Here is a 25,307-nt window from a genome sequence, read left to right on the forward strand (position 1 = left end):
GTCGATCTCTGTACGGGAGTGGCGCATGACCCCCACCGTTTCCGCCTCCGGGCTCAGCCTGTACTACGGGCGCACCCGGGCCCTGGACGAGGTGTCGCTGCGGCTGACGCCGGGCGTCACGGGGCTGCTCGGGCCCAACGGGGCCGGGAAGACCACGCTGCTGCGCGTGCTGGCGACCGCCGTGCCCGCCGACCGGGGCTCCTTCACCGTGCTGGGGCACGACCCGGGCACCGCGCGGGGACGGCAGGAGGTGCGGCGGCGGCTCGGGTACCTGCCGCAGACCCCCGGTTTCCACCCGGACTTCACCGCCTTCGAGTTCGTCGACTACGTCGCGATCCTGAAGGAGCTGACCGACCGGGCCGGCCGGCACCGCGAGGTGCGGCGCGTCCTGGACGAGGTCGGCCTGGCCGACGTCCGCGGCAAGCGGATCAGGAAGCTGTCCGGCGGCATGCGGCAGCGGGTCGCACTCGCGGCGGCGCTCGTCGGTGACCCCGGGTTCCTGGTCCTCGACGAGCCGACGGTCGGGCTCGATCCCGAACAGCGGATGCGGTTCCGGGAACTGATCGCCGGGGCGGGGGAGGGGCGGACCGTGCTGCTGTCCACCCATCAGACCGAGGACGTGGCGATGCTCTGCCACCGGGTCCTCGTCATGGCCGCGGGGGCCGTGCGGTTCGACGGGACCCCGGCCGAGCTGACCGCACGGGCCGCCGGGCGCGTGTGGAGCGGTACGGAACGCGATCCGCACGCGAAGGCCGGGTGGCGCACGGGGACCGGCTCCTTCCGGAACGTGGGCGACCCGCCCCCCGGCGCCGAACTGCTCGAACCCACGCTGGAGGACGGCTACCTGCTGACCCTCGACGGCGCCGGTGCGGGGGTGGCCGCATGAGCGCCCCGCCGACGGTGGCCCCGCCCGCCGTGGACGCCGGGCCGCGCGGCGGCGGTGCCCGGGCCGTGCTGGCCCTCGCCCGGTTCGAGACCCGCCGGCTGCTGCTGAGCGTCCCCGTCGTCGTCGCCTTCGTCGCCCACGTCGCCTGGATCGTGTGGCGCACCCGCGACTCCTGGGACGGGTACCCCGCCCTCCAGGACGCCGACCGCGCCACCCAGGGCGGGCCCCTGCTCGTGGGTCTCGCCGTCCTGGTGTCCGCCGACTTCGCCGCCTTGCGCTCCGCGCGCCACGGCACGGAGAACCAGTTCGCGATCCTGGTCGTCGAGCCCTGGCGCCGTACGGCGGCGCACGTGCTGTCCGTCGTGGCGGCCGCGCTGCTCACCGCCGTGTGCGTGGCCGGGCAGTTCGCCTGGGAGGCGTCCAAGCCGGGTGCGACAGGGAGCGGTTCGCCGGCCGAGCTGCTCGTCGGTCCGCTGACGGTGCTGCTGTTCGGTGCGCTCGGGGTGCTGCTGGCCCGGGTGGTGCGGGCGTCGTTCGCCGCGCCGCTGCTGGTGGTCTGCCTGCTGTTCACGTTCGTCCTCGGCACGGGCCCGGGGAACGCGGACGGCCTGTCCTGGCTGGCCCCGGTCGTCGTCGAGTCCGGCACCACCACCCTGCCCTCCGACCTGCTGGGGCGGCCCGCCGCCTGGCACGCGCTGTACCTGGCCGGCGCGGCCCTGTGCGTGGCCCTCCTCGCGGTGCTGGCCGCCGGGGGACGCGGACCGGCCGTCCGGGCGGGGGCCGTCCTGGCCCTCGCCCTGGCGGTGACCGGCGGTGTCCTGCAGGCCGAGGGCGTGGATCCGTCACCGGAGCTGGCCGCGGCCCGCGAGCGGGTCTCGGTGAACCCGGAGAAGGAGCAGACCTGCGTCGAGCACGGCCGGTCGGCGTACTGCGCGTTCCCCGAGTGGGAGCCCCGGACGCGCACCTGGGCCGGGGTGGTGGACCACGTCCAGTCCCTCGCGGGCGGCACCGCGCACGGCCGGCGGCTCGTCGTACGGCAGCGGATGGACGTCCGGTACGGGCCGGGGGGCGACGCCGCGATCCCCCCGCTGACCGCACCGCACCAGGTGACCGTGGGCAACGCCTGGGGCGGCAACCGGGTCCCGGAGTTCTCCACCGCCGTCGCCTCCGTGCTGGTCGCGGGCAGCGAGCAGGCGGGGAGCACGGTGTGCGACGGGCGGATGGTCACCGTCATGTGGCTCTCCCTCGGCTGGCAGGACGACCCGGTGGGCGCCCTGCGCCGTGTCCGTCTCGACGACAGCGTCGAGGGGTCCGCGGTGGTCCTGTCACCGACCGATCCGCTGACCATGACGGCGGGTCAGACCGACGTCGTACGGCGGCTGCTCGAAGAGCCCGCTCCCGGCGTCGCCGAGCGGGTGAAGGCGCACTGGGACGAGCTGACCTCCCCGGGGATCACGACGGCCGAGGCCGCCGGTCTGCTGGGCGTGGCCGGGCCGGAGGAGACGGACTCGTGCGAGTGACGCGCGCGCTGGCCGGCCCCGTGTGGCGCACCCTGCCGTGGCGGGCCCTGGGTTCCGCCGGCGCCCTCGGGCTGCTGCTCGCCGGGACGCCGAGGCTGGCGGGCGCGGAACCGACCCCCTGGCAGGCGCTCACCCTGCTGCGGGGCGTCGCCCTGGCCGGCGCGCTCGGCCTGGTCTTCCTGCTGGACGACCGGGCCCGGCACCTCACCGCGCCCGTACCGACCCGGCGTCCCCTGCGGCAGGCACTGCGGGTGGTCCTCGTCGCCCCGCTCGCCGCGCTGTGGTGGGCGGCGGTGCTGCTGCTCACCCCCTCCGGCGTCCGGCCTCCGGCCGGCGACATCACCCTGGAGGCCGGGGCGGTGTGCGCGGCGGCGCTCGCCGGTGCGGCGGCGGTGGTGCGTCTGACGGACGAACCGCGCCCCGGTCCGGCCGTCTCGGCGGCCCTGCTGGTCGTGGCCGTCCTCGCGCCCCTGCTGGCACCGGAGGACTGGGCGCTGTTCGTGGTGCCGGACGACCCGCGGTGGCCGGCGGCGCACGACCGGTGGGCGGTGCTGTCGGCGGCGGCCGCCGCGGTGTGGGCGGTGTGCGGGCCGGAGCCGGTGGGCCGGCGCGGGCGGAGGCGGGCCGTCGGCGCGCCGGCCACGTCCGGCCCGGGCGGCGCACCCGGCGGGGGCGGCGCGCACGGTCCGTAGGGCGTGCCCCGCGGGCCCGGTCGCGCGGGGCGTCCGGCGCGCCCGGGAAGCCTCCCCCGGCGGGGTGGCGCGCCGGCGGCGGCTCACGTCTCCGTGCGGTACATCAGGTCCGTCTCGTGGGTGACGAAGCCCAGGCGTTCGTAGACGGACACGGCCGCCTTGTTGTCGGCGTCGACGTAGAGCATCGCCGTGGGCAGGCCCCGCTCCGCCAGGTGCCGCAGGCCGATGGTGGTCAGGGCCTTGCCCAGGCCGCCGCCCTGGGTGTCGGGGCGGATGCCGAGGACGTACACCTCGCCGAGCCGTTCCTCGGCGTGCTCCTTCGTCCAGTGGAAGCCGATCAGTTCGCCCCCGCGTTCGGCCAGGAAGAACCCCGCCGGGTCGAACCACGCCTCGGCCTTGCGGTCGTCGAGGTCCCGTTGCGTGAGGGCGCCCTGCTCGGGGTGGTGGGCGAAGGCGGCGGCGTTCACGGCGAGCCAGGCCGCGTCGTCCTGGCCGGGTACGAAGGCGCGTACGCTCACGCCCTCGGGCAGCCGCGGTTCGGGCAGGTCGAGGCCGGCCAGCGGGCGGCGCATCTGACGCAGTTCGCGGAAGAGGGTCAGCCCGAGCACCTGCGCGAGGTGCCGGGCGGCGGAGTGGCCGCCGTGCGCCCAGATCCGCAGCCGCTTGCCGGAGGCCGCGAGCAGTGCGGAGCCCAGCGCCCGCCCGTGGCCCCTCCCCCGGTGCGAGGGGTGGACGACCAGTTCGGCGGCCGGGGGTTCGATCGGGTCCGTGCCCTCCAGCTGGGCGTAGCCGACGAGTTCGCCGCCGTCGAGGGTGAGCAGCAGGTGCGAGACGCCCTCCCGCGCCGGACCGCGCAGTTGCAGCCGCCCCTGCTCGGACACGGCCTGCTGCCCGTCGTTGCGGGCGGCGTCGGCGAGCAGGGCGAGGACGGCGCCGGTCTGCTCCGGGGTGAGGGTGGTGAGGGTCTCGATCGAACGGGAGCGGCCGGGCCGCAGGGTGTCGTCGCTGGTCATGCGTACGAGGGTAGAGGGAGGGCGCGGGAAAGCGGCGGTAGTGGCGGAGACCGCGGGGGAGGGCCGCGGGGAGAACGGAAGGTAGACCACGATGTAACCCGGAACCCCCTGTCGCGCTACGCGCGTTGACCCTAGGCTGTCGCGCCGGCGGGCCGTTTCCTCTGCGGCCCGTGTCACGCACACCCACAGGGGGGCGCATGCCAGCCACAGCACACTCGCACCAACCGCGCCGCAGACGCCGGACGGCCCGTCTCCTCGTCGCCGCCACCGTCGTGACCACCGGGGCGCTCGCCGCGGCGGCACTGCCGGCGTCGGCGAACGCGGACGGGGGCCACCAGGCCCACGGCGGTCACGGACACGGCCGCTACCAGGACGTCCAGCTCCTCTCCTTCAACGACCTGCACGGCAACCTGGAGCCCCCCGCCGGCTCCTCCGGCCGGGTCACCGAGGTCCAGCCGGACGGCACGGCGAAGACGATCGACGCGGGCGGCGCGGAGTACCTCGCCACCCACCTGCGCCAGGCCCGCAAGGGTCACCCGTACTCCATCACCGCGGCCGGCGGCGACATGGTCGGCGCCTCCCCGCTGCTGTCGGGCCTCTTCCACGACGAGCCGACCATCGAGGCGCTGAACAAGCTGGACCTCGACGTGACGTCCGTCGGCAACCACGAGTTCGACGAGGGCGCCAGGGAGCTGGCCCGCCTGCAGAACGGCGGCTGCCACCCCACCGCCGGCTGCTACACGGACAAGGAGTTCGAGGGCGCCGACTTCCCCTACCTCACCGCGAACGTCCTGGACGAGAAGACCGGCAAGCCCCTCCTCAAGCCCTACTGGGTGTGGAAGCAGAAGGGTGTCGAGATCGGCTTCATCGGCGTGACCCTGGAGGGCACCCCGAACATCGTCTCGGCAGACGGCGTGAAGGGCCTGCGGTTCGAGGACGAGGTCGCCACGATCAACAAGTACGCCAAGGAGCTCCAGCGCCAGGGCGTGAAGTCGATCGTGGCCCTCATCCACGAGGGCGGCTTCCCGGCCTCGTCCTCCTACAACTACGACTGCGACTCCCCGGGCGCCGGCGACGGCATCTCCGGACCGATCGTCGACATCGCCAAGAACGTCACCCCCCAGGTGGACGCGCTCGTCACCGGCCACACCCACAACGCGTACGTCTGCACGATCCCCGACCCGGCGGGCAAGCCCCGCATGGTCACGTCGGCGTCGTCCTTCGGCCGCCTCTACACGGACACGACGCTGACCTACGACCGCGCGACGGGTGACATCGTCCGTACGGCCGTGCAGTCGGCGAACCACGTGGTGACGCGGGACGTCCCGAAGGCACCGGACATGACCCGCCTGATCGACCGGTGGAACACCCTGGCCGCCCCCATCGGCAACCGCCCCGTCGGCTACATCTCCGGTGACATCGGCAACACCGGCACCGAGTCCCCCCTCGGCGACCTGGTCGCCGACGCGCAACTGGCCTACGGCAGGTCGCTGGACCCGGAGACCGACCTGGCGCTGATGAACCCGGGCGGCATCCGGGCGCCGCTCACGTACGCGGCGAAGGCCGGTGAGGGCGACGGCGTGGTGACGTACGCCGAGGGCTTCACGGTCCAGCCCTTCGCCAACACGGTGAACCTGCGCAGCTACACGGGCGCCCAGCTGATCCAGGTCCTGAAGGAGCAGGTCAGCGGCTCGAACGAGGCCGCCCCGAAGATCCTCCAGGTCTCCTCCGGCCTCACCTACACCCTGGACCTGACCAGGTCGGGCGCCGACCGGGTCGTCACCGGCTCCATCCGCCTGAACGGCGCGCCCATCGACCCGGCGGCCACCTACCGCGTCGCGGCGAACAGCTTCCTCGCGGGCGGCGGCGACGGCTTCACCACGCTGGGCCGGGGCACGGACGAACTGGTCGGCACGGACGACCTGGCGGCCTTCGTGCAGTACCTGACGGCCAACTCCTCGGCGGCGAACCCCCTCGCCCCGCCGGCCGCCGACCGGATCACGGTCGTGAAGTAGGCACGGGCACCGGTCACGCCGACGGGGCCCGGTGTCCGCACGGAACGCGGGCGCCGGGCCCCGTCGGCGTCCCGGCACAGGGGACCGGGGACACCCGTCGGTCGCCGCCGGGGGCGCCGGGGCCGCCGCGCGGTCAGACCGCCCCGTCCGCCGGGTCCCGGCCGGGCGGCGGCACCGGCGCCCCCGGCAGCCGTACGGTCGCCACCGTGCCGCCGCCCTCCGCCGGGGTCAGCGTCACCTCTCCGCCCGTCTGCTGGACCGTCCGCGCCACGATCGACAGGCCGAGCCCCGAGCCGGGCAGCGCACGGGCCGACGGCGAGCGCCAGAACCGGTCGAAGACGTGCGGGAGCTCCTCGGCGGGGATGCCGGGGCCGTGGTCGCGGACGGTGAGGACGCCGTCGGCCAGCCGTACGTCGACGGTGCCGCCCTCCGGGCTGAACTTCACCGCGTTGTCCAGGACGTTGACCATCGCGCGCTCCAGCGCGGAGGGCTCCGCCCGTACGTACCAGGGCCGGACGTCGGCGGTGATGGTCAGTTCCGGCCCGCGCAGGCGGGCGCGGCGCAGCGCCGACTCGACGACGTCCTGCCAGGCGATGATCCGCGTCCTGCCCGCGTGCTGGCCGGTGTCCGGCCGGGACAGCTCCTGGAGGTCGCCGATGAGCGCGGCGAGTTCCGTCATCTGCGCCTTCACGGAGGCGAGGAGCGCCTTGCGGTCGGCCTCGGGGATCGGGCGGCCGGTCTCCTCGCTGCGGGAGAGCAGCTCGATGTTGGTGCGCAGGGAGGTGAGGGGCGTGCGGAGCTCGTGGCCGGCGTCGGCGATGAGCTGCTGTTGCAGGTCGCGGGAGCTGGCCAGGGAGGAGGTCATCGAGTTGAAGGAGCGGGAGAGACGGGCGATCTCGTCCTCGCTCTCGTCCTCCACGGGGATGCGGACGTTCAGGTCCTCGGTGCGGGCGACGTGCTCGACGGCCTCGGTGAGCTCGTCCACCGGACGCAGCCCGGCGCGGGCGACGGCGAGTCCGGCCGCTCCGGCGCCGAGCACGCCGATGCCGGAGACGACGAGCAGCAGCAGGGCGAGTTCGTCGAGGGTGTCCTGGGTGTCCTCCAGCGGAAGGGCGACCAGCAGGGCGACCCCGTCGGCGAGCGGCACGGTCAGTGTGCGCACGGCCTTGCCGTCGGTGTCCTCGCCGTTGCGGAAGTACGCCGAACCGTCGGGGTCGCCGGCGACCCCGACGTCCTTGGAGGTCACCTTCACCGAGCCCGCCGAGCTGCCGAAGACGCAGTAGTCGCCGTCGGCCCTGACGAGTTCGAGGTAGGGCTGGCTGCGGGGGCCGGGGGGCCGGGTCGGGTCGGGCGTCCGGGAGCAGTCGGCCAGGGTCGTCTGGATCGCGGACAGGGACATGTGGAGGTTGCCGTTGCGCAGGTTGTCGTCGACCTCGCCGTAGAGCTTGCCCTGCACGATGAACCAGCACGTCACCGAGACCGCCGCCACCGCGAACGCCACCGCCGTCGTCACCAGCAGGGCCAGGCGGGAGCGCAGGGGCAGGGCGCGGAACCGCCTGATCACTCCGCGCCGCCCTGCCGCAGGACGTAGCCGACGCCGCGGACGGTGTGGACGAGGCGCGGTTCGCCGCCCGCCTCGGTCTTGCGGCGCAGGTACATGACGTACACGTCGAGGGAGTTGGACGACGGCTCGAAGTCGAAGCCCCAGACGGCCTTCAGGATCTGCTCCCGGGTGAGGACCTGGCGCGGGTGTGCCATGAACATCTCGAGGAGGGTGAACTCCGTGCGGGTCAGCTCCACCGGGCGTCCGGCCCGCGTGACCTCCCGCGTCGCCAGGTCCATGGTCAGGTCGGCGAAGGTGAGGGTGTCGTCGTCGGCGGCGGTGGCCTCCACCGCCGCCGCGTAGGAGCTGCGGCGCAGCAGGGCGCGGATGCGGGCGAAGAGTTCGTCCAGTTCGAAGGGCTTGACCAGGTAGTCGTCGGCACCGGCGTCCAGGCCGGTGACCCGGTCGCCGACGGTGTCGCGGGCCGTCAGCATCAGGATCGGGGTCGTGTCGCCCGCCCCGCGGATCCGGCGGGCGGCGGTCAGGCCGTCCATGCGGGGCATCTGGATGTCGAGGACGACCAGGTCGGGCCGGTACGCCGCCGCCTTCTCCAGGGCGTCGGCGCCGTCGACGGCGACCTCGGTGGCGTATCCCTCGAAGGCGAGGCTGCGCTGGAGGGCTTCGCGGACCGCCGGCTCGTCGTCGACGATCAGGATGCGCTGGGTGTCACGGTCGCGGTCGCCTTCTGCGGGGCTCATGGGCTCGGGTTCCTCGGGTGCGGTGGGTACGGGCTGCCGACGCCTTCAGCGTCGCACGGCGGGGCCGGTCCCCGTGGCGCGGCGGCCGCGGTCCGGCGCCGGGCGGCGGGGCGGAGGGTGCGGCGCGGAGGTGACCTCCGGGGCGAGGACGAGTCCGGCCGGGCCGCCGACGGCGGACGTCGCGGCGGGCGCGAGCGGCCGGTTCACGGCGTGCCGTCCTCCTCCGCTCAGTTCCGGGCGCCCGCCCGCAGCGCGGCCAGGTCCGCCTTGACGGTGTCGACCGGGATGGCGAAGCCGAGGCCGACGCTGCCCGCGTCCGCCGACGAGGAGGAACCGGCCGCCGAGTACATCGCGGAGTTGATGCCGATGATGTTGCCGTTCATGTCGATCAGCGCGCCGCCGGAGTTGCCCGGGTTGAGGGAGGCGTCCGTCTGGATCGCCTTGTACGTCGTCGTGGACGAGCCGGTGTCGCCGTTGAACTGCTGCCCGCCGAACTCGAACGGCCAGCCACCGCCCTGTCGCTGCTGCTGTTGCTGGCGGTCCTCGTCCGTCGACACGGTCACGTCACGGTTCAGGGCCGAGACGATGCCGCTGGTCACGGTGCCGGTCAGGCCCTCGGGGGAGCCGATCGCCACGACCTGGTCGCCCACCCGGACGCCGTCGGAGTCGCCGAGGGTCGCGGCCTTCAGGCCGGAGGCGTTCTCCAGCTTGATCAGCGCGAGGTCCTTCTTGCTGTCGGTGCCGACGACCTCGGCGGTGTACTGCTTGCCGTCGCTGGTCGTCACCTCGACCGAGGAGGCGCCGGCCACCACGTGGTTGTTGGTGACGATCTCGCCGTCACCGGTGATGACCACGCCGGAACCGGTGGAGGAACCGGCGTTCGAGGCGGCGCTGATCTCGACGATGCTCGGACCGACCGCCTGGGCCACGCCGGCGACCGTGCCCTTCTGGCTGGAGGGCACCACGGTGGTGCTGGTGGAGCTGGAGGCGACGGTGTCGCCGCCGGTCAGCTCCTGGATGCCGAAGGCGGCGCCGCCGCCGACGGCCGCCGCGACGATCGCCACGGCCGCGAGGAGGGCGAGCGGGCCGCGCCGGGTCCGCCTGCGGGGCGGCTGGGCGGGCTCATCCGGCGCCGCGGCCGTCGGGGGGTGGGGCGGCCGGGCGGGCGGCTGCGCCGGCGGGGGCGGCCACTCCGGGTCCACCGGGCTCGTGCGGCTCCCCGGGTCCACCGGGCCCGTGGGGCCCTCGGGCGAGGAGGCGTGCTGCCGGGCGCCCTCGTAGGGGTTCGCGTACGGGTTCGCGTTCTCGTACTCGCCGCTGCGGCGGAAGCTCTCGGTCATGTCCATGAGCTTCCCGCCCGCGTATGAGAGCTTCCTGAGTCCCGTCTGAGAAGCCCGGCAGAACCTCGTATGCCCGATATAAAGAAGCCCGTCCTCCCGTGGGATCCCGTCTCCGGGGCCGCCGGGCACGCCCGCCGGAGGCTATCCGCAGCCGCAGGACCGCCGTACCACCAGCCGTGACGGGAACACCTTCAGCCGCTCGCGCCGCGAGCCCGCGACCCGCAGTCCGTCGTCCAGGACCAGGTCCACGGCGGACCGCGCCATCGCCGACCGGTCGGAGGCGACCGTCGTCAGCGGCGGATCGGCCAGGCCGGCCTCCTTGATGTCGTCGAAGCCGGCCACCGCCAGCTCGCCGGGGACGTCGATGCGCAGTTCGCGGGCCGCGCGCAGCAGGCCGATCGCCTGGTCGTCGGTGGAGCAGAAGACCGCGGGCGGGCGGCGCGGACCGGCGAGGATCTCCAGGGCCACCCGGTAGGCGTCGTAGCGGTTGTACGGCGCCTCGAAGAGGCGCCCCTCGGTGGAGAGCCCGGCCTCCTTCATCGCCCGCCGCCAGCCCTCGACGTGGTCGGAGACCGGGTCGCCGACGGACGGGGTCTCGGCGGTGCCGCCCATGCAGGCGACGTACTCGTACCCGTGCTCCAGCAGGTGGCGCACGGCGAGCTGGGCGCCGCCCAGGTCGTCGGTGACGACGGCGACGTCGTCGATGGCCTCGGGACGCTCGTGCAGCAGGACGATCCGGGCGTCCCAGGCGTCGATCTCGGCGGCGGCCAGGTCGTTCAGGGCGTGGCTGACCAGGATCAGGCCGGAGACCCGCATGCCGAGGAAGGCGCGCAGGTAGTGGACCTCGCGCTCGCCGACGTAGTCGGTGTTGCCGACGAGGACCATCTTCCCGCGCTCGGACGCGGCCTGTTCGACGGCGTGGGCCATCTCCCCGAAGAAGGGCTGGCGGGCGTCCGGGATGATCAGCCCTATGAGGTCCGTGCGCCGCGACGCCATGGCCTGGGCGACCCGGTCGGGCCGGTACCCCAGCTCCTTGATCGCGGCGAGGACACGCTCGCGCGTGGCCGGGGCGACCGGCCGGGGTCCGTTGTTGATGACATAGCTGACGACGGCGGTCGAAGTCCCCGCCAGCCGCGCCACGTCATCCCGAGTCACCTTGGCCACGCGCGGAGTCTACGCGGATGGACCGGCTCCGGGCAGGGCGTATCAGCCCTCGGTCGGCCCGGTGACGCTCAGGCCTCGGCGGCGGCGGGCGTCGCCTCCGCGGCGTCCGCCCCGGCCTCCGGCCCGTGCTTCGCCCCGCCCTCCTCCGCGGCCCGTTCCTTCTTCTCCGGTTTCTCGGGCGTGACGAAGCGGTAGCCGACGTTGCGGACGGTGCCGATCAGCGACTCGTGCTCGGGGCCGAGCTTGGCGCGCAGCCGCCGTACGTGCACGTCGACGGTGCGGGTGCCGCCGAAGTAGTCGTAGCCCCACACCTCCTGGAGCAGCTGGGCGCGGGTGAAGACCCGGCCCGGGTGCTGGGCGAGGTACTTCAGCAGCTCGAACTCCTTGAAGGTCAGGTCCAGGACCCGGCCCTTGAGCTTGGCGGAGTACGTCGCCTCGTCGACCGACAGGTCGCCGTTGCGGATCTCCATGGGGGAGTCGTCGCCGGCGATCTGCTGACGGCCCGTGGCCAGCCGCAGCCGGGCCTCGACCTCCGCCGGACCGGCGGTGTCCAGCAGCACGTCGTCGATGCCCCAGTCGGCGGTGACGGCGGCGAGGCCGCCCTCGGTGACGACGAGGACCAGCGGACAGCCGAGGCCCGTGGAGCGCAGCAGCTGGCACAGGCTGCGGACCTGGGGGAGGTCGCGGCGCCCGTCGACGAGGATCACGTCGGCGCCGGGGGTGTCGACGAGTGCGGGCCCCTCCGCCGGGGCCACGCGGACGTTGTGCAGCAGCAGGCCGAGGGCGGGGAGCACCTCCGTCGACGGCTGGAGGGCATTGGTCAGGAGCAGGAGAGAACTCATGGCGCCCCACCTGCCTGGGTCGTCCTGCGGTCGTGCACGGTTCGCTCGCCCATAACGTCTGGTTCCTCCTCGGTCCCTGCGAGGACGTTTACGGCACTGCTTCGTACGGTGCGGGTCCCGTGCCCGTGGGCTCCGCTGCGAGTCCGGGAGGTGAACTCTGGTGAACGCTCCCGGAAGCACAAAAGGACCCGGGGGCTACGTCGCCCGAGTCCTCTGCCCAGCAGAATAGCCGACATGAGCAACGGTCCGGCAGGTCATGTGGCGCGTTCCACCATTCGTCCGAATCCTGGGACGCCCCGGGAGACGGCGGGGCGGGCACCCCGCCGCACCCCGGCGCGCACGTTCCTCCGCACCTCCGACGGGGTGCGCGTCGACGCCGTGTACGAGCCCGGCCCGGCCCGCCGGGACGCCGCCGACCTGGTCTTCGTCGTCGCGCACGGATTCACCGGCGACGCCGGTCGCCCGCACGTGCGCCGGATCGCGCGGGCGTTGGCGCGCCGCGGGGCCGTCGTCACGTTCTCCTTCCGGGGCCACGGCGCCTCCGGCGGGCGCTCGACCGTCGGTGACCGCGAGGTGCTCGACCTGGCGGCGGCGGTGACCTGGGCGCGCGGCTTCGGGCACGCGCGCGTGGTGACCGTCGGCTTCTCCATGGGCGGCTCGGTGGTGCTGCGGCACGCCGCGCTGTACGGCCGCGACGGCGACGACGGCGCCCGCACGGACGCCGTGGTGTCGGTGAGCGCCCCCGCCCGCTGGTACTACCGGGGCACGGCCCCCATGCGCCGGCTGCACTGGCTGGTGATGCGCCCCGCCGGGCGCCTGGTGGGCCGCTACGGCCTGCGCACCCGCATCCACCACCGGGACTGGGACCCGGTACCGCTGTCACCGGTGGAGGCCGCGGGGCGGATCGCGCCGACACCGCTGCTCGTCGTGCACGGCGACCGGGACGGCTACTTCCCCCTCGACCACCCCCGGATGCTGGCCGAGGCGGCCGGTGACCACGGCGAACTCTGGGTGGAGCCCGGCATGGGCCACGCCGAGCACGCCTGTGGCGAGGAGCTGCTGCGCAGGATCGGCGACTGGGCCGTGGCGCGGGCGGGCTAGCCTGACGGTGTTCACCGCCGATCGGCACGGACGCCGATCGGCACCGGCGACGAAGGATCCAGATGGCAAAGGTCACGGTGCGCTACTGGGCCGCCGCGAAGGCCGCGGCGGGAGTGGCCGAGGAGCCGTACGAGGCGGCCACGCTCGCCGACGCGCTCGACGCGGTGCGCGAGAGCCACCCCGGCGAACTCACGCGCGTGCTGCTGCGCTGCTCGTTCCTCGTCGACGGCGACCCCGTGGGCACGCGCGCGCACGAGACGGTACTGCTGGCCGACGGCGGCACGGTCGAGGTGCTCCCGCCGTTCGCGGGAGGGTGACGATGACCGACCAGCCGTATCAGCCGCACCGGCCGCACCAGCCGTACGAGGGGCACGAGGGGTACGACGCCCAGGTGTGGCCCGGACAGCACCAGCAGGGCCACCGGGGGTACGACGACCCGGACACCGGCCAGCACACGCAGCAGTGGCAGGGCCAGACCTGGGAGACGCAGCTGCAACCGCCCGTCCCGGCGGAGGAGACGGCGTACCTGCCCCCGCAGGGCGACGGCGCGTACGGCGGTGGGCACGGGGGCCCGGCGTACGGATCACAGCCGTACCAGGAGCAGCCGCAACCCCAGCAGTACCAGCCGCAGCCGCAGCCCCAGCGGTACCAGCCGCAGCCGCAGCCCCAGCGGTACCAGCCGCAGCCGCAGCCCCAGCAGTACCAGCCGCAGCCGCACTACCGGCCGGAGCCGCAGACGTACGCCCCGCAGGCGCACCCCCAGCCCCGGCCCTACGAGCCCGAGCCTCCCGCGGCCCCCGCCGCTCCCGGGCCCCAGGCCGCCCCGGCGTCCCCGATGGGCGCCGCCTCCGGGGACGCGCCCGAGTACGGCCCGGCCACCCTCGCGGGCAACGCCCGGATCACCGACGCGCAGCGGGCCCGCGCCGAGGGCCGTTCGCCGATCATCGACCCGGGGATGCAGCCGGCCGCGCTCACCGCACTGCTCGGGCTGCTGCTGGCCGGCGCGGCCGCGGTCGGCACGTACGCGCTGCTCGTCCCGCTGGTCGTCCTCCAGGCCGTCACCGCGGCGGGCTGGTTCCGGCTGAACGGCATGTGGCCCGCCCGGCAGGGCATCGCGCTGGGCTTCGCGGGCGCGCTGGCCGCGGACGCGGCGATGCTGGTGTCGGACCGTTCCCCGGCGGCGCTCCTCGGCACGCTCGGCGTGTGGGTGCTGCTCTCCCTCGTCCTGCAGCTGCGGTCGCACGCCGATCCGGACGAGCGGATGTACGGCCTGATGGCGACCGTCGCCGCGGCGGCCCTGGCCGTCGTCGCGGGCGGGTACCTCGCGGCCGACGCGGACGCGGCGACGGTCGGCGCGGTCGCCGTGGCGGTGGCCGTCGTGGCCCGCGCGCTGCCGATGCCGACGCCCGCCTCGGTGGTCGTCGCGCTGCTCGCGGCGGCGGGTGCCGGGACCGCGGTCGGCGCGGTGACGGGCATCGGCACGCCGGGTGCGCTGATCGGCGCGGGCGCGGCGGTGTGCGCGCTGATCGGACACCGGGTCGCGGCCTACGACTACCCGTCCCGGTTCGTGCACTTCACGGCGGGCGTGGCGCTGCCGCTGGCGGCCTCGGCCCCGGCCGTGTACGTGCTCGGGCGGGCGTTCGGCTGAGGTCCCCCCGGGGGCGCACACGCCCCGCCTGTCACAGGTGATCGACAAAATCCGACTGCGACCGTCCACCGCGTTACGCTCGCGCTGGACGGCCGACGGTCGTCGGGGGACCGCTGTCGTTGACGCCTACCGGTGGGGAAGCACTCGCATGCGCGCACTGCGAATACTGTTGATCGTCGTCGTGGTCCTGGGCGGACTCTTCGTGATCGCGGACCGGGTCGCGGTCAACTTCGCCGAGGGCGAGGCGGCGGACAAGCTGCGCAGCACCGAGAACCTCGCCTCGACACCGGACGTGTCCATCAAGGGCTTCCCCTTCCTCACGCAGGTCCTCGGCGGCACGCTGGACGACGTCGAGGTCGGCATCGAGGACTACGAGGCGACCACCGGCGACGGCACCGGGAAGATCCGCATCGACGACCTCCGGGCCGACATGAAGGGCGTCGAGTTCTCCAGTGACTTCGGCTCCGCCACGGCGGCCACGGCCACCGGCACCGCGACGATCTCCTACGACGAGCTGCTGAAGGCCGCCAAGTCCGAGCCCACGGAGGTCGGGCCCGGCATCACCGCCAAGGTCGTCGGTCTCTCCGACGGCGGCAACGGCAAGATCAAGGTGTCGCTCCGGGCCACGGTCCTGGGCACCGAACTGCCCGAGCCGGTCGACGTCCTCAGCTCGGTCAAGGTCGAGGACGACAACGTCGAGGTCGTCGCGGACGGCCTGCCGACGGTGGGCGGCAAGCAGTTCGCCGAGTCCCGGATCCGGGCCATCACCGACTTCCAGCAGACCATCGAGGAGCTGCCCGGCGGGATCGAGCTGGACAAGGTCGAGGCGGCGAAGAACGGCGTCGAGATCACGGTGAAGGGTTCGGACGTCAGGCTGGCCGGGTAGGACGGCGGTCGGTGCCCCGGGAGGCCCGGGGCCGCCCGCGGGCCGGCCGCCCGACGCGTCGGCGTCCGTCAGACGAGACGCCGACGTCCGTACCGCAGATGTGCCGGCCGTCCCGGTGGGCCGCGGACCGCTCGGCGGCGTCCGGAAGGCTCGTCGATCCCACATACCGGACGATCCTGTCTCATCATGCGACACGCCGGTGACATGGCCCGGCATCCGTCCCTACGATCGGGCCTATGAAGCGACAGGCGGATCTCACGAAGCGGCGGGCAGTGGACCTGTGCCGCGTTGCCGCCATGCTCTGTCGCACCTTCTGAACGGACGGCGACGCCGCCGTCCGGTTCCCTCGCCGCCCTGCCCAGGGCACCCGCGCGCCGCTCCGGCATGAGCGCGCACCCCCTCTCACCGCACGCCCCGCCGCAACTGCCCCGGAGGAGAAAGCATGAGCCGCAGCGACGTCCTGGTCGACGCCGACTGGCTGCAGGACCACCTGGACGACCCGACCATCGCGATCGTCGAGGTGGACGAGGACACGTCCGCGTACGACAAGAACCACATCAAGAACGCGATCCGGATCGACTGGACGCAGGACCTCCAGGACCCGGTCCGCCGTGACTTCGTCGACCAGGAGGGCTTCGAGAAGCTCCTGTCGAAGAAGGGCATCGCCAACGACCACACCGTGGTCCTCTACGGCGGCAACAACAACTGGTTCGCGTCCTACGCCTACTGGTACTTCAAGCTGTACGGCCACGAGAACGTCAAGCTCCTCGACGGCGGCCGCAAGAAGTGGGAGCTGGACGCCCGCGAGCTGGTCGACGGCACCGACGTGCCCGAGCGCCCGGCGACCGACTACAAGGCCAAGCCGCAGGACACCTCGATCCGCGCCTTCCGCGACGACGTCGTCAAGGCGATCGGCGCGCAGAACCTGGTCGACGTCCGCTCGCCCGACGAGTTCTCCGGCAAGCTGCTCGCCCCGGCCCACCTCCCGCAGGAGCAGTCGCAGCGTCCGGGCCACGTCCCGTCCGCCCGCAACATCCCGTGGTCGAAGAACGCCAACGACGACGGCACCTTCAAGTCGGACGAGGAGCTCAAGCAGCTCTACACCGACGAGCAGGTCGACCTGGCGAAGGACACCATCGCCTACTGCCGCATCGGTGAGCGCTCGGCCCTGACCTGGTTCGTGCTGCACGAGCTGCTGGGCGTGGAGAACGTCAAGAACTACGACGGCTCCTGGACCGAGTACGGCTCCCTCGTCGGCGTGCCGATCGAGCTCGGCCCCGCGAAGTAAGCCACCCGACCGCCTTTTCCCAACCCCTCAGGAGTACGACATGTGCGGAGCGAAGGCCGGCGGCCCCGACGCCTCGACGATCAAGCCCGGTGAGACCACCATCCAGGGTCAGGTGACCCGCGACGGCGAGCCGGTGACGGGCTACGTCCGTCTGCTGGACTCCACCGGCGAGTTCACGGCGGAGGTCCCGACCTCCGCGACGGGCCAGTTCCGCTTCTACGCGGCCGAGGGCACCTGGACCGTACGGGCGCTCGTCCCGGGCGGCACCGCCGACCGCACGGTCGTCGCCCAGCAGGGCGGGCTGGCGGAGGTCGCGATCGCCGTCTGACGGCGATCGCGTCGCACGACGGCCGAGGGGCCGCACCCACCGGGTTGGACACCTGGGGTGCGGCCCCTTCGGTGTGCGCGGACCTACGCTGGACGTATGTACGCACGGCGGCGGCACGTCTACTTCGTGATGATGGGCACCTGCATCGCGCTGTTCGTCCTGGCCTGGGGAGTCGTCCGCCTCTGGTCCGTCCCGGCGGCCGTGGGCCTGTGCGTGGTGGCCATGGTCATCCCTCCGCTGGCCGCGATCGTCGCCAACCGCCGCGGCCCCGACGACCGCTGGTGGGACGACCCCTCGGGCGACGCGAAGTCCGACGAGTGGTGGGACGAACTGGACGGCAAGAAAGGGCGGCACTAGCCGGTTCCAGGCAGCTCGCCGCCAGTTCGGCCGGTGAGCCTGGGCGCTCGGCCCGAGCCTGCGTGCCAGCCCACGTCTCCGTCGCGATCCGGATGTCCCTCCTGACTGCCGAAGACGCTGCCACCGGGTTCGTCATGGCCGAATCGTGATCAACGTCGCCGCAACCCCGGACGCCGGCGGTGGGTCTCCTGGGTGCGCGTATACGGAACGCGCGCTTCACCTATGTGGGGGCACCATGGAAGAGGAACCAGCGAGACCTGCGGCACCGGCCGTGCCAACGACCTCGGAAGGCCCTCCGCCGCCGGAAAAGTCCGAGGCAGGGGAGGGCCACACGCCGCCGGAGAGGCCGGCGGCCGACGAGGAGGGCCGCGAGCCGCCGGACGGGTCCGTGGCGCCGGACCAACCCCCGCAGCTGATCGACGATTCGCCCGCGCCCGTGGAGGGGGCCGGACGACGCCGGTGGCGCGGGAGTACGGCCGTGCTCATGGGTGCCGCCGCTGTGCTGGGCCTTGTCGGCGGCGCCTGTACCGGAGTTCTCGTGCAGGCGGAACGAGAGCCGACGAAGCTGCCGCCGCTGTCGCAGGCCGCCCTCGCGCGCAGCGCCGGAACGGCGCCGAAGCCGCTGCCCGCCGACCAGGACCGCCAGGTGCGCACCGAGGGCGACCTGCGTGACCTGCTGCTGAAGAAGCCGCGCGGGGCGGAGGAGGCCGACTGGCTGAAGGGCTCCAACGGCTGGATGGACCTGGGAAGCTACGCAGGTACCTTCATGGATCCGCAGCGTGCGTACGAGGCTCTGCTCCGCAACGAGTTCCGCCGGGCCGTCGTCACCGGCTGGGAGGTTGACGAGACGTACTCCGTAGAGGTCCGGCTGATCCAGTACCGGCAGGAAGAGGTCCTCGGCGCCACCGAGGCCAACGTGGAGAGCCAGTACTTCGCTGCCGACATGGGGAGCGAGTACGTCGGGACTGCCGACGGCGTCCGCGTCGGCGACTGGAGTATCCCGGGCACGGGGGACGGCCGTGTGTTTGTCAACGACGAGCCTGTCCCCGGCCTCGACGGCTCGGAGTTCCCCTACGAGGCGCAAGCGCACGCCCGGCGGGGCGACATCGCCATGGAGATCTGGGTGAGCGGAGCCAAGCCGATCGACAAGAAGATGGTCTTGGGCCTGGCCGAGCAGCAGATGGAGCGGCTGTGAACGAGAACCGGAACGACGACCCGTTGACGACCGAGCCCACCGCACCGCCCCCTCCTGCCTCCGGGCGCCGAGGTCGCCGTCGATTCGCCGCCGTCACCGGAGCGCTCCTGTTGACCGGCACCGTCGTCGGAGCCGTCGCGTGCACCGCCGTGGCCGTCGCGGACGCCGACCGCGATCCGGGCGTCCCGTCCTGGGCGCGTCCCCAGCCCACCGAGGGTCAGACGGCGGTAGCGGCCGAGCCGGGCAGTCTGGCCTGGACCCTCGTGCCGTACCGGCCCGGCAACTGGCTGCGCGGCCCCGACCTGGGTGAATTCGACTCGGACGCCGTGCTGAACGGAGGCCGGACGGCCGCCCTTTTCAAGGAGTCGCTGGCCGGACTGCCTCGGACCGAGCGCAAGCAGCTGGAGAAGGAGATCGACCGCCGGCCCGTCAAGGAGATGGCGATGCGCAGCTACGCCTTCACCATGGGGGAGAACGCCAACCGTGTGGCAGGCGCCGCCACCATGACAATCGTTCTGGCCCGGATGGAGGACCAGGTCGCCGCCCGTTCCGTGACGACGGACCGGAACGCGTTCCTGGAGGCCCTCGACGTCTTCCGCGACGGCCCTGAGATCGAGGGTTACGAGGACGCCGCGTGCTTTCGCGCGCCTTCCGGTTCCGGCGACGACGAAGGCCTCGATGCGATGTTCTGCTCCGCCTCCATGGGAGACATCGCGGTCATCGCCACCGCCGAAGGAGCGCAGCCGTTCGACCAGGACGGCGTCGCCGCGCTGTTGAAGGACCAGTTGGACCGCATCGTTGAGCCCGGGGAGTCCGTGTGACCGAGCAGATCGCCCCGTCGGCGCCCGTCCAGCCGACGCCTGCCCCGCCGCCCGGCGTCTCGACTCCGTCGTGCAAGGACCGCCGGGTCCTGCGTGCCGTGCTGCGCTGGACCGCCGCCGTCGCCGCCTTTGCGGCGGTCGGATCGGCCACGGCGTACGGCATCATGCGGATGGACCGGACGGACGTGCCAGGGCTCGCTACCGCGTCGGACGGGCGCTGGAAGTACCCGACGCTCACCGCGGCTCCGCTGCCGTCCAACAGCCCGGGCCCGTTCGCCGAGGGGAACGCGGCAGGTGCCCACTACGCCGATCTACGGGCTCTGCTGCTGTCGGCGCCCGACGGGGCGACAGCGGACCCGGCTCTGCGTGGCACGGATGGTTGGCTGGCGACGGAGACCTTCCTCGCGGAGTACGAGGAGGAGACCGACCGTGACGCACTGCGGCTGAAGGTCGTCGATGCGGGGCTGCGTCACATCGCCGCCCGTGGCTGGACCACCGACGACGGTACGCACACGCGGATCTACCTGCTCCAGTTCGGTACGGCGGCCGTCGTGGACGACCTGCACACCATGCAGCTGGCGCCGTACGACAGCCCGATCTACGCCGTGCGAGGCGCGGACACGGTGGAACGCGACGAGAACTTCCCGGAGGCTGCCGAGTCCGACGACGTGCTCTCCGCCGTCTTCACCGAGCCCGAGCCGTACGGCGGCGAACAGGTCCGCGAGGCATACATCGGCGCCGGCGACGTCCTGGCGGTGGTGCTGCAGAGCCGCGCGGGCGGGGCGGAGGAGGTGCCCTTCCAGCAGACCGTGGCGCTGCAGACCCGACTGCTTCTCTGACGAGAGCGTGAGCACTTCACCCCTGGTGTCCTCGGTGCGCTCGAATGAGCGCTCTGAGGACAATTGGGTGCTGGGTGTTCACGCTTTTTCAGGGAGGGGTCAGTAGACGAGCGCCTGCGTGTCGTCGGCGAGCGACTCCTGCACGAAGACCTGGGCGCCGGCGATCCGCACGCCCTCGAGGACGTCCTTCTCGGTGATGTCCCGGCGGGCCGCGCACTGGGTGCACAGGGTGACCCGGCCCCCCGCCAGGAGCGAGTCGAGCAGGTCGGGCAGCGGCGCGGCGTGCGGCAGCTCGAACTCGGCCGCGCGGCCCGGCAGGGCGAACCAGGAGGACTCACCGGTCAGCCACAGGGAGACGTCCACCCCACTGGCCACGGCCACCGCCGCCACCGTGAACGCCTGAGAACACCGCTCGGGCGCATCGGCCCCCGCCGTCACCTTGATCACGAGCTTCTTCGCCATGGCCGCATCGTACGGCCGCCGCGAGGGCGTACCTCACCAAGTGCCGTCCGGCCCGGCCGCGTAAGCTGGGCACCGGCCCCCGTGCACACAGCGCACGCACCGCACCCCGCTCAATCGAGGAGCACCCCGTGGAGATCTTCTTCGAAACCCTGCTGGTCCTGGTCTGCGTCGGCGTCCTCGCCTTCGCCGGGCTGACCGTGAAGAAGCTGTACCAGGGCCAGCGCTGACCCCTTACGCCAGGAAGTACTGTTCATGATCGAGATCCCGTCCGACCTCCACAAGGACCTCGTCCCGCTCGCCTTCCTGCTCGGCAACTGGGCGGGCGCGGGCGTGCACGACTTCCCCGGTGCCGAGAAGTGCAACTTCGGGCAGGAGGTCTCCTTCTCCCACGACGGCCGGGACTTCCTGGAGTACCAGTCCCACACCTGGGTGCTGGACCAGGACGGCAACAAGGTCCGCCCGCTGGAGTCCGAGCACGGCTTCTGGCGCATCGACGCGAACCGCAAGGTCGAGGTCACGATGACCCGCGACGACGGCGTCATCGAGATCTGGTACGGCGAGATGGCCGACCAGAAGCCGCAGATCGACCTGGTGACCGACGCGGTGGCCCGCACGGCCGCCTCCCGGCCCTACACCGGCGGCAAGCGGCTGTACGGCTACGTCAAGAGCGACCTGATGTGGGTCGGCGAGAAGCAGACCCCCGAGGTCGAGCTGCGCCCCTACATGTCGGCGCACCTGAAGAAGGTCGTCACCCCGGAGGACGTCGAGCGCTGGGCCAAGGCCCTGCCCGACGACATGCCGGACGACGGGATCGCTTTCTTCAAGTAGTCCTACACTCAGGGGTGTGGTGAGCACCGACTGGAAGAGCGACCTCAGGCAGCGCGGCTACCGGCTGACGCCCCAGCGGCAGCTGGTGCTCGAAGCAGTGGACACCCTGGAACACGCGACCCCCGACGACATCCTCGGCGAAGTGAGGAAGACGGCGTCGGGGGTCAACATTTCCACCGTGTACCGCACGCTGGAGCTCCTGGAGGAGCTCGGGCTGGTCAGCCACGCCCACCTCGGGCACGGGGCGCCCACGTACCACCTCGCCGACCGGCACCACCACATCCACCTGGTCTGCCGGGACTGCACCAGCGTGATCGAGGCCGATCTGTCGGTGGCCGCCGAGTTCACCGCCAAGCTGCGCGAACAGTTCGGCTTCGACACCGACATGAAGCACTTCGCGATCTTCGGCCGGTGCCGGGACTGCTCCACGGAGGGCCCGGCCGGCGAGTCGTAGGCTAGGCATATGAAGAGCCCCCTGCTGTCCCTGCCCGGCGCCGTCCCCGCCGAGGGCGTGGACGAAGGCGTCGCCGCCCACTACGGCGACCTGTTCCGCGAGCAGCGCGCCCTCGCCGACGGCACCGGATTCGTCGACCTCTCCCACCGCGGTGTCGTCACCGTCAGCGGCGACGACCGGCTGGCCTGGCTGCACCTGCTGCTCACCCAGCACGTCAGCGAGCTGCCGGCCGGCGAGGCCACCGAGGCGCTGATCCTCTCCGCCAACGGCCACATCGAGCACGCCCTGTACCTCGTGGACGACGGCGAGACCGTCTGGGCCCACGTGGAGCCCGGCAGCCAGGAGGCGCTGATCGCCTACCTGGAGTCGATGAAGTTCTTCTACCGGGTCGAGGTCGCCGACCGCACCCCCGACACCGCGGTCGTCCACCTGCCGGCCGGTTCCATCGCCGCGGCCCCCGAGGGCGCCGTCGTGCGCGAGACGCCGTACGGCCGTGATCTCTTCCTGCCGCGCGAGGAGCTGGAGGCCTTCGCCGCCGAGGCCGGTCCGCCGGCCGGGATCCTCGCCCACGAGGCGCTGCGCGTCGAGCAGCACCGGCCCCGTCTCGGCTTCGAGACCGACCACCGGACCATCCCGCACGAGCTGGGCTGGATCGGCACCGCCGTGCACCTGCAGAAGGGCTGCTACCGCGGACAGGAGACCGTCGCCCGGGTGCAGAACCTGGGCAAGCCGCCGCGCCGGCTGGTCTTCCTGCACCTGGACGGCAGCGAGGTCCACCTGCCGCCCGCCGGGGCCGAGGTGCGCCTCGCCGACGACGGGGCCGACGGGCGCAAGATCGGTTTCGTCACCACGTCCGTACGCCACCACGAGCTCGGCCCGGTCGCCCTCGCCCTGGTCAAGCGGAACGTGCCCGTGGACGCCAGGCTGCTCGCCGAGGGCACGGCGGCGGCCCAGGAGACGGTCGTCGAGCCGTAGGAGCTCCTAGACCTCGACCAGCACCGTGAACGGGCCGTCGTTCGTCAGCGACACCCGCATCGCCGCGCCGAAGCGGCCCGTCGCCACGGTCGCGCCCAGCGCGCGCAGCTGCGCGACGACCTCGTCGACGAGCGGCTCGGCGACATCGCCGGGCGCGGCGGCGTTCCAGGTGGGGCGGCGGCCCTTGCGGGCGTCGCCGTACAGGGTGAACTGGCTGATCACCAGGAGCGGGGCGTCGACGTCGCTGCACGACTTCTCGTCGTGCAGCATCCGCACCGACCAGAGCTTGCGGGCCAGCTGCGCCGCCTTCTCCTTGGTGTCCTCGTGGGTCACGCCGACCAGGACGCACAGCCCCTCGCCGTCGATCGCCCCCACCGTCTCGCCGTCCACGACGACGCTCGCGCCGTCCACTCTCTGCACCACCGCACGCATGCCGCCATGATGCCGTGCCGCCCGGGGGGACCGTCGGGCGGGCCGTACGGGGGCTTCTTATCGCTCCGTAACCCCCCATCTGGGGCCGATCGGGGGCACTCGGTCACATAGCGGCCACTTGGGGTGGCACGATGCTTCCCAGACGCCGGTCGAGGGGACGGTTGAGTGATATGAGCACACCGAGTACGGGGCAGCCGTCTGGGACTGTCGCGTCGACCCACCCGGGGGGCCTCGAGCCGCCCCGGCCGCCCGTGCAGCGCACGGACAGCCCGGAGCTGCCCGTGGACCCGCCGGAGGACGACCTGCCCGTGCTGAGCCTGCCCGAGCTGCGCACCCTGCGCCGGGACGCCCAGCGCGAGGAGGCCGACCTCAGTTACGTACGGCGGCTGCTGCAGGGGCGGATCGACATCCTGCGGGCGGAGCTGGCGCGGCGGGGGCCGGCGTCCGCGGTGCACCCGGGCACGGCGGCGTCCGAGGCGTCCGCGACATCCGTGGCGTCCGTCGTGGAGCGGCTGTCGGAGATCCTGACCGACGCGCCGGCCCGGCAGCGGTCCTCCGCGCGCCATGTGACGCTGGGCACGCCGCGCAGCGAGGAGGGCCGCAGGCTGGCCGCGGAGATGCTCGGCGAGGTGGAGCTGTCCGACCTGACGGCCCGCACCGACCCGGAGCTGAACGCCGCGATGGGCCGCCTCGTGCACTACGAGCAGCAGGTCTCCCGGCGGCGGCAGCGGCTGCAGCGGACGGCCGACGACTGCAGCGCCGAGATCGCGCGCCGGTACCGTGAAGGGGAAGCACAAGTCGACGACCTGCTCGTGTGACGCCGGGAGCGGCTCCCTCCAGCCGCTCCCCGCTGGGCCCGGTGACCCCGGGACGTCACGGCGGCGGGTCACCCGTCCGGAAGGCCACCGCCGATGCCCGCGTCCCCGTCCGCGCCCACGTCCGCCCTCTCACCCGCCGCACCGCCCGTCCTCGCCGAGGTCGTCCGGTCCGGCTTCGTCGAGGGGCGGCACCGGGGCAGCCTGGTCCTCCTGGCCGCCGACGGAGCCGTGGAGCTGGCGCTCGGGGACGTGACGGCGCCGGTCTTCCCGCGCTCCTCCAACAAGCCGATGCAGGCGGCGGGCGTGCTGCGGGCCGGCCTGGACCTCGCGGGGGAACGGCTGGCGCTGGCCGCGGCGAGCCACTCCGGGGAGCCCTTCCACCGCGACCTGGTCCGCAAGATGCTCGACGAGTACGGCCTCGACCCGGCCCTGCTCCAGTGCCCGCCCGACCTGCCGCTGGACCCAAAGGAGCGGGACACGTACCTGGCGTCGGGCGCGGGGCCCGACCGGATCACCATGAACTGCTCCGGCAAGCACACGGCGATGCTGGCCGTCTGTGCCGAGCGGGGCTGGCCGCTGGAGACCTACCTCGACGCGGACCACCCGCTCCAGCGGCTCATCCACGAGGTCGTGGAGGACGCGGCGGGCGAGCCGGTCGCCGCCGTCGGCACGGACGGGTGCGGGGCGCCGCTGATGGCGATCAGCCTGGTCGGGCTGGCCCGCGCCTTCCGCGGCTTCGTGGGCGCCGAGCCCGGCACCGCCGAGCGCCGGGTCGCCGACGCGATGCGCGCCCACCCCGAGTACGTCGCCGGCACCCGCCGCGCCGACACCTGGCTGATGCGCGAGGTGCCCGGCACGCTCTCCAAGATGGGCGCGGAGGCCGTGCAGGCGGTGGCCCTGCCGGACGGCCGCGCGCTGGCCTTCAAGGTGGAGGACGGGGCGAGCAGGGCGCTGGGCCCGGTGCTGGCCCGCGCGCTGACGCTGCTGGGCGTGGACGCGCCGGTGGTCGAGCGCATCGGCCGCGCCCCGCTGCTGGGCGGCGGACACGAGGTGGGGGAGATCCGGGCGGCGTTCTGACGCCGGGCTGTGCGGCGCGGTGTCG

The 25,307-nt window shown here is 73.3% G+C and carries 29 protein-coding genes; 20 read left to right on the top strand and 9 right to left on the bottom strand.

Going from position 1 to position 25,307, the window contains the following annotated elements; genetic code table 11:
- The first annotated feature begins 25 nt into the window (after positions 1-25).
- The 3 genes from ACZ4V6_RS22945 to ACZ4V6_RS22955 are packed head-to-tail and all read left to right on the top strand — an operon-like array spanning position 26 to position 3,098.
- The gene (locus ACZ4V6_RS22945) at positions 26-886 is read left to right on the top strand and encodes an ABC transporter ATP-binding protein (RefSeq protein ID WP_467830375.1); all 861 of its coding nucleotides are present in this window, start codon (positions 26-28) and stop codon (positions 884-886) included.
- On the top strand, positions 883-2,406 hold the full coding sequence (locus tag ACZ4V6_RS22950) for an ABC transporter permease (RefSeq protein ID WP_467830378.1): 1,524 nt from the start codon (positions 883-885) through the stop codon (positions 2,404-2,406). The genes ACZ4V6_RS22945 and ACZ4V6_RS22950 overlap by 4 nt, the downstream gene beginning before the upstream one ends.
- Entirely contained in the window at positions 2,397-3,098 is a 702-nt protein-coding gene (locus ACZ4V6_RS22955) for an ABC transporter (protein WP_467830380.1), read from the top strand. The genes ACZ4V6_RS22950 and ACZ4V6_RS22955 overlap by 10 nt, the downstream gene beginning before the upstream one ends.
- A gap of 83 nt (positions 3,099-3,181) precedes the next feature.
- Here ACZ4V6_RS22955 and mshD read toward each other — a convergent pair whose 3' ends face one another.
- A complete protein-coding gene (mshD, locus tag ACZ4V6_RS22960) occupies positions 3,182-4,111 on the bottom strand; it encodes a mycothiol synthase (protein ID WP_467830382.1) in 930 nt (309 codons plus the stop codon).
- 197 nt (positions 4,112-4,308) lie between these two features.
- Between mshD and ACZ4V6_RS22965 the strand changes: the two genes are divergently transcribed.
- A complete protein-coding gene (locus ACZ4V6_RS22965) occupies positions 4,309-6,126 on the top strand; it encodes a bifunctional metallophosphatase/5'-nucleotidase (protein WP_467830384.1) in 1,818 nt (605 codons plus the stop codon).
- Between the two features lie 133 nt (positions 6,127-6,259).
- On the opposite strand, the gene ACZ4V6_RS22970 is transcribed toward ACZ4V6_RS22965, so the two are convergent.
- From ACZ4V6_RS22970 to ACZ4V6_RS22995, 6 genes are all read right to left on the bottom strand, one after another.
- Entirely contained in the window at positions 6,260-7,690 is a 1,431-nt protein-coding gene (locus tag ACZ4V6_RS22970) for a sensor histidine kinase (protein WP_467830386.1), read from the bottom strand.
- The gene (locus ACZ4V6_RS22975) at positions 7,687-8,427 is read right to left on the bottom strand and encodes a response regulator transcription factor (protein ID WP_467830388.1); all 741 of its coding nucleotides are present in this window, start codon (positions 8,425-8,427) and stop codon (positions 7,687-7,689) included. The genes ACZ4V6_RS22970 and ACZ4V6_RS22975 overlap by 4 nt, the downstream gene beginning before the upstream one ends.
- A gap of 45 nt (positions 8,428-8,472) precedes the next feature.
- Positions 8,473-8,634, bottom strand: coding sequence for a hypothetical protein (locus ACZ4V6_RS22980; RefSeq protein ID WP_467830391.1), 162 nt, complete (start codon positions 8,632-8,634; stop codon positions 8,473-8,475).
- Between the two features lie 20 nt (positions 8,635-8,654).
- Entirely contained in the window at positions 8,655-9,767 is a 1,113-nt protein-coding gene (locus ACZ4V6_RS22985; RefSeq protein ID WP_467830393.1) for a S1C family serine protease, read from the bottom strand.
- A gap of 141 nt (positions 9,768-9,908) precedes the next feature.
- Positions 9,909-10,931 (bottom strand): LacI family DNA-binding transcriptional regulator, encoded by a 1,023-nt coding sequence (locus ACZ4V6_RS22990; protein ID WP_467830395.1) that lies wholly within the window; start codon positions 10,929-10,931, stop codon positions 9,909-9,911.
- Between the two features lie 68 nt (positions 10,932-10,999).
- Positions 11,000-11,773 carry a winged helix-turn-helix transcriptional regulator gene (locus tag ACZ4V6_RS22995; protein ID WP_467830397.1) on the bottom strand — a complete coding sequence of 258 codons (774 nt, stop codon included), beginning with the start codon at positions 11,771-11,773 and terminating at the stop codon, positions 11,000-11,002.
- 234 nt (positions 11,774-12,007) lie between these two features.
- Here ACZ4V6_RS22995 and ACZ4V6_RS23000 point away from each other — a divergent pair, with 234 nt between their 5' ends.
- From ACZ4V6_RS23000 to ACZ4V6_RS23050, 11 genes are all read left to right on the top strand, one after another.
- Complete coding sequence (locus ACZ4V6_RS23000; RefSeq protein WP_467830400.1) at positions 12,008-12,874, top strand: alpha/beta hydrolase; 867 nt, start codon at positions 12,008-12,010, stop codon at positions 12,872-12,874.
- 62 nt (positions 12,875-12,936) lie between these two features.
- Positions 12,937-13,191 (top strand): MoaD/ThiS family protein, encoded by a 255-nt coding sequence (locus ACZ4V6_RS23005; RefSeq protein ID WP_467830402.1) that lies wholly within the window; start codon positions 12,937-12,939, stop codon positions 13,189-13,191.
- A 2-nt stretch (positions 13,192-13,193) separates the two neighbouring features.
- Entirely contained in the window at positions 13,194-14,522 is a 1,329-nt protein-coding gene (locus tag ACZ4V6_RS23010; RefSeq protein ID WP_467830404.1) for a hypothetical protein, read from the top strand.
- 148 nt (positions 14,523-14,670) lie between these two features.
- Entirely contained in the window at positions 14,671-15,408 is a 738-nt protein-coding gene (locus ACZ4V6_RS23015) for an LmeA family phospholipid-binding protein (RefSeq protein WP_467830407.1), read from the top strand.
- A gap of 236 nt (positions 15,409-15,644) precedes the next feature.
- Positions 15,645-15,725: a putative leader peptide gene (locus ACZ4V6_RS23020; RefSeq protein ID WP_350310325.1), complete on the top strand. Its 81-nt coding sequence runs from the start codon at positions 15,645-15,647 to the stop codon at positions 15,723-15,725.
- Between the two features lie 125 nt (positions 15,726-15,850).
- Entirely contained in the window at positions 15,851-16,696 is an 846-nt protein-coding gene (locus ACZ4V6_RS23025) for a sulfurtransferase (protein WP_467830409.1), read from the top strand.
- 40 nt (positions 16,697-16,736) lie between these two features.
- Positions 16,737-17,024, top strand: coding sequence for a DUF1416 domain-containing protein (locus tag ACZ4V6_RS23030; protein WP_004986406.1), 288 nt, complete (start codon positions 16,737-16,739; stop codon positions 17,022-17,024).
- Between the two features lie 96 nt (positions 17,025-17,120).
- The gene (locus ACZ4V6_RS23035; protein WP_467830412.1) at positions 17,121-17,381 is read left to right on the top strand and encodes a DUF3099 domain-containing protein; all 261 of its coding nucleotides are present in this window, start codon (positions 17,121-17,123) and stop codon (positions 17,379-17,381) included.
- A 538-nt stretch (positions 17,382-17,919) separates the two neighbouring features.
- Positions 17,920-18,576 carry a hypothetical protein gene (locus ACZ4V6_RS23040; protein WP_467830414.1) on the top strand — a complete coding sequence of 219 codons (657 nt, stop codon included), beginning with the start codon at positions 17,920-17,922 and terminating at the stop codon, positions 18,574-18,576.
- Positions 18,573-19,397: a hypothetical protein gene (locus tag ACZ4V6_RS23045; protein ID WP_467830416.1), complete on the top strand. Its 825-nt coding sequence runs from the start codon at positions 18,573-18,575 to the stop codon at positions 19,395-19,397. Before ACZ4V6_RS23040 ends, ACZ4V6_RS23045 begins: the two co-directional genes overlap by 4 nt.
- Positions 19,394-20,236 carry a hypothetical protein gene (locus tag ACZ4V6_RS23050; RefSeq protein WP_467830418.1) on the top strand — a complete coding sequence of 281 codons (843 nt, stop codon included), beginning with the start codon at positions 19,394-19,396 and terminating at the stop codon, positions 20,234-20,236. Before ACZ4V6_RS23045 ends, ACZ4V6_RS23050 begins: the two co-directional genes overlap by 4 nt.
- 99 nt (positions 20,237-20,335) lie before the next feature.
- Here the strand turns inward: ACZ4V6_RS23050 and ACZ4V6_RS23055 are convergent, their stop codons facing one another.
- Positions 20,336-20,698, bottom strand: coding sequence for a DsrE family protein (locus ACZ4V6_RS23055; protein WP_467830420.1), 363 nt, complete (start codon positions 20,696-20,698; stop codon positions 20,336-20,338).
- A gap of 252 nt (positions 20,699-20,950) precedes the next feature.
- On the opposite strand from ACZ4V6_RS23055, the gene ACZ4V6_RS23060 reads away from it, so the two are divergent.
- The 3 genes from ACZ4V6_RS23060 to ygfZ are packed head-to-tail and all read left to right on the top strand — an operon-like array spanning position 20,951 to position 22,955.
- Positions 20,951-21,526, top strand: coding sequence for a heme-binding beta-barrel domain-containing protein (locus ACZ4V6_RS23060; protein WP_467830422.1), 576 nt, complete (start codon positions 20,951-20,953; stop codon positions 21,524-21,526).
- Positions 21,527-21,542: 16 nt separating this feature from the next.
- Positions 21,543-21,980, top strand: a complete 438-nt coding sequence (locus ACZ4V6_RS23065) for a Fur family transcriptional regulator (protein ID WP_467830424.1) — start codon at positions 21,543-21,545, stop codon at positions 21,978-21,980.
- Positions 21,981-21,989: 9 nt separating this feature from the next.
- Entirely contained in the window at positions 21,990-22,955 is a 966-nt protein-coding gene (gene ygfZ, locus ACZ4V6_RS23070) for a CAF17-like 4Fe-4S cluster assembly/insertion protein YgfZ (protein WP_467830427.1), read from the top strand.
- Positions 22,956-22,961: 6 nt separating this feature from the next.
- On the opposite strand, the gene dtd is transcribed toward ygfZ, so the two are convergent.
- Positions 22,962-23,387: a D-aminoacyl-tRNA deacylase gene (dtd, locus tag ACZ4V6_RS23075; RefSeq protein ID WP_077799241.1), complete on the bottom strand. Its 426-nt coding sequence runs from the start codon at positions 23,385-23,387 to the stop codon at positions 22,962-22,964.
- A 170-nt stretch (positions 23,388-23,557) separates the two neighbouring features.
- Here dtd and ACZ4V6_RS23080 point away from each other — a divergent pair, with 170 nt between their 5' ends.
- On the top strand, positions 23,558-24,205 hold the full coding sequence (locus tag ACZ4V6_RS23080; protein ID WP_467830429.1) for an RsiG family protein: 648 nt from the start codon (positions 23,558-23,560) through the stop codon (positions 24,203-24,205).
- Positions 24,206-24,298: 93 nt separating this feature from the next.
- Positions 24,299-25,282 (top strand): asparaginase, encoded by a 984-nt coding sequence (locus ACZ4V6_RS23085; RefSeq protein WP_467830431.1) that lies wholly within the window; start codon positions 24,299-24,301, stop codon positions 25,280-25,282.
- Positions 25,283-25,307 lie beyond the last annotated feature (25 nt).

The organism is Streptomyces sp. NPDC029152, from assembly GCF_055564355.1.

Coding starts and splice junctions, on each gene's coding strand:
- ACZ4V6_RS22945 (WP_467830375.1), top strand. CDS start 26: ATGACCCCCACCGTTTCCGCCTCCGGGCTCAGCCTGTACTACGGGCGC.
- ACZ4V6_RS22950 (WP_467830378.1), top strand. CDS start 883: ATGAGCGCCCCGCCGACGGTGGCCCCGCCCGCCGTGGACGCCGGGCCG.
- mshD (WP_467830382.1), bottom strand. CDS start 4,111: ATGACCAGCGACGACACCCTGCGGCCCGGCCGCTCCCGTTCGATCGAG.
- ACZ4V6_RS22965 (WP_467830384.1), top strand. CDS start 4,309: ATGCCAGCCACAGCACACTCGCACCAACCGCGCCGCAGACGCCGGACG.
- ACZ4V6_RS22975 (WP_467830388.1), bottom strand. CDS start 8,427: ATGAGCCCCGCAGAAGGCGACCGCGACCGTGACACCCAGCGCATCCTG.
- ACZ4V6_RS22985 (WP_467830393.1), bottom strand. CDS start 9,767: ATGACCGAGAGCTTCCGCCGCAGCGGCGAGTACGAGAACGCGAACCCG.
- ACZ4V6_RS22995 (WP_467830397.1), bottom strand. CDS start 11,773: ATGAGTTCTCTCCTGCTCCTGACCAATGCCCTCCAGCCGTCGACGGAG.
- ACZ4V6_RS23000 (WP_467830400.1), top strand. CDS start 12,008: ATGAGCAACGGTCCGGCAGGTCATGTGGCGCGTTCCACCATTCGTCCG.
- ACZ4V6_RS23005 (WP_467830402.1), top strand. CDS start 12,937: ATGGCAAAGGTCACGGTGCGCTACTGGGCCGCCGCGAAGGCCGCGGCG.
- ACZ4V6_RS23010 (WP_467830404.1), top strand. CDS start 13,194: ATGACCGACCAGCCGTATCAGCCGCACCGGCCGCACCAGCCGTACGAG.
- ACZ4V6_RS23015 (WP_467830407.1), top strand. CDS start 14,671: ATGCGCGCACTGCGAATACTGTTGATCGTCGTCGTGGTCCTGGGCGGA.
- ACZ4V6_RS23020 (WP_350310325.1), top strand. CDS start 15,645: ATGAAGCGACAGGCGGATCTCACGAAGCGGCGGGCAGTGGACCTGTGC.
- ACZ4V6_RS23025 (WP_467830409.1), top strand. CDS start 15,851: ATGAGCCGCAGCGACGTCCTGGTCGACGCCGACTGGCTGCAGGACCAC.
- ACZ4V6_RS23030 (WP_004986406.1), top strand. CDS start 16,737: ATGTGCGGAGCGAAGGCCGGCGGCCCCGACGCCTCGACGATCAAGCCC.
- ACZ4V6_RS23035 (WP_467830412.1), top strand. CDS start 17,121: ATGTACGCACGGCGGCGGCACGTCTACTTCGTGATGATGGGCACCTGC.
- ACZ4V6_RS23055 (WP_467830420.1), bottom strand. CDS start 20,698: ATGGCGAAGAAGCTCGTGATCAAGGTGACGGCGGGGGCCGATGCGCCC.
- ACZ4V6_RS23060 (WP_467830422.1), top strand. CDS start 20,951: ATGATCGAGATCCCGTCCGACCTCCACAAGGACCTCGTCCCGCTCGCC.
- ygfZ (WP_467830427.1), top strand. CDS start 21,990: ATGAAGAGCCCCCTGCTGTCCCTGCCCGGCGCCGTCCCCGCCGAGGGC.
- dtd (WP_077799241.1), bottom strand. CDS start 23,387: ATGCGTGCGGTGGTGCAGAGAGTGGACGGCGCGAGCGTCGTCGTGGAC.
- ACZ4V6_RS23080 (WP_467830429.1), top strand. CDS start 23,558: ATGAGCACACCGAGTACGGGGCAGCCGTCTGGGACTGTCGCGTCGACC.
- ACZ4V6_RS23085 (WP_467830431.1), top strand. CDS start 24,299: ATGCCCGCGTCCCCGTCCGCGCCCACGTCCGCCCTCTCACCCGCCGCA.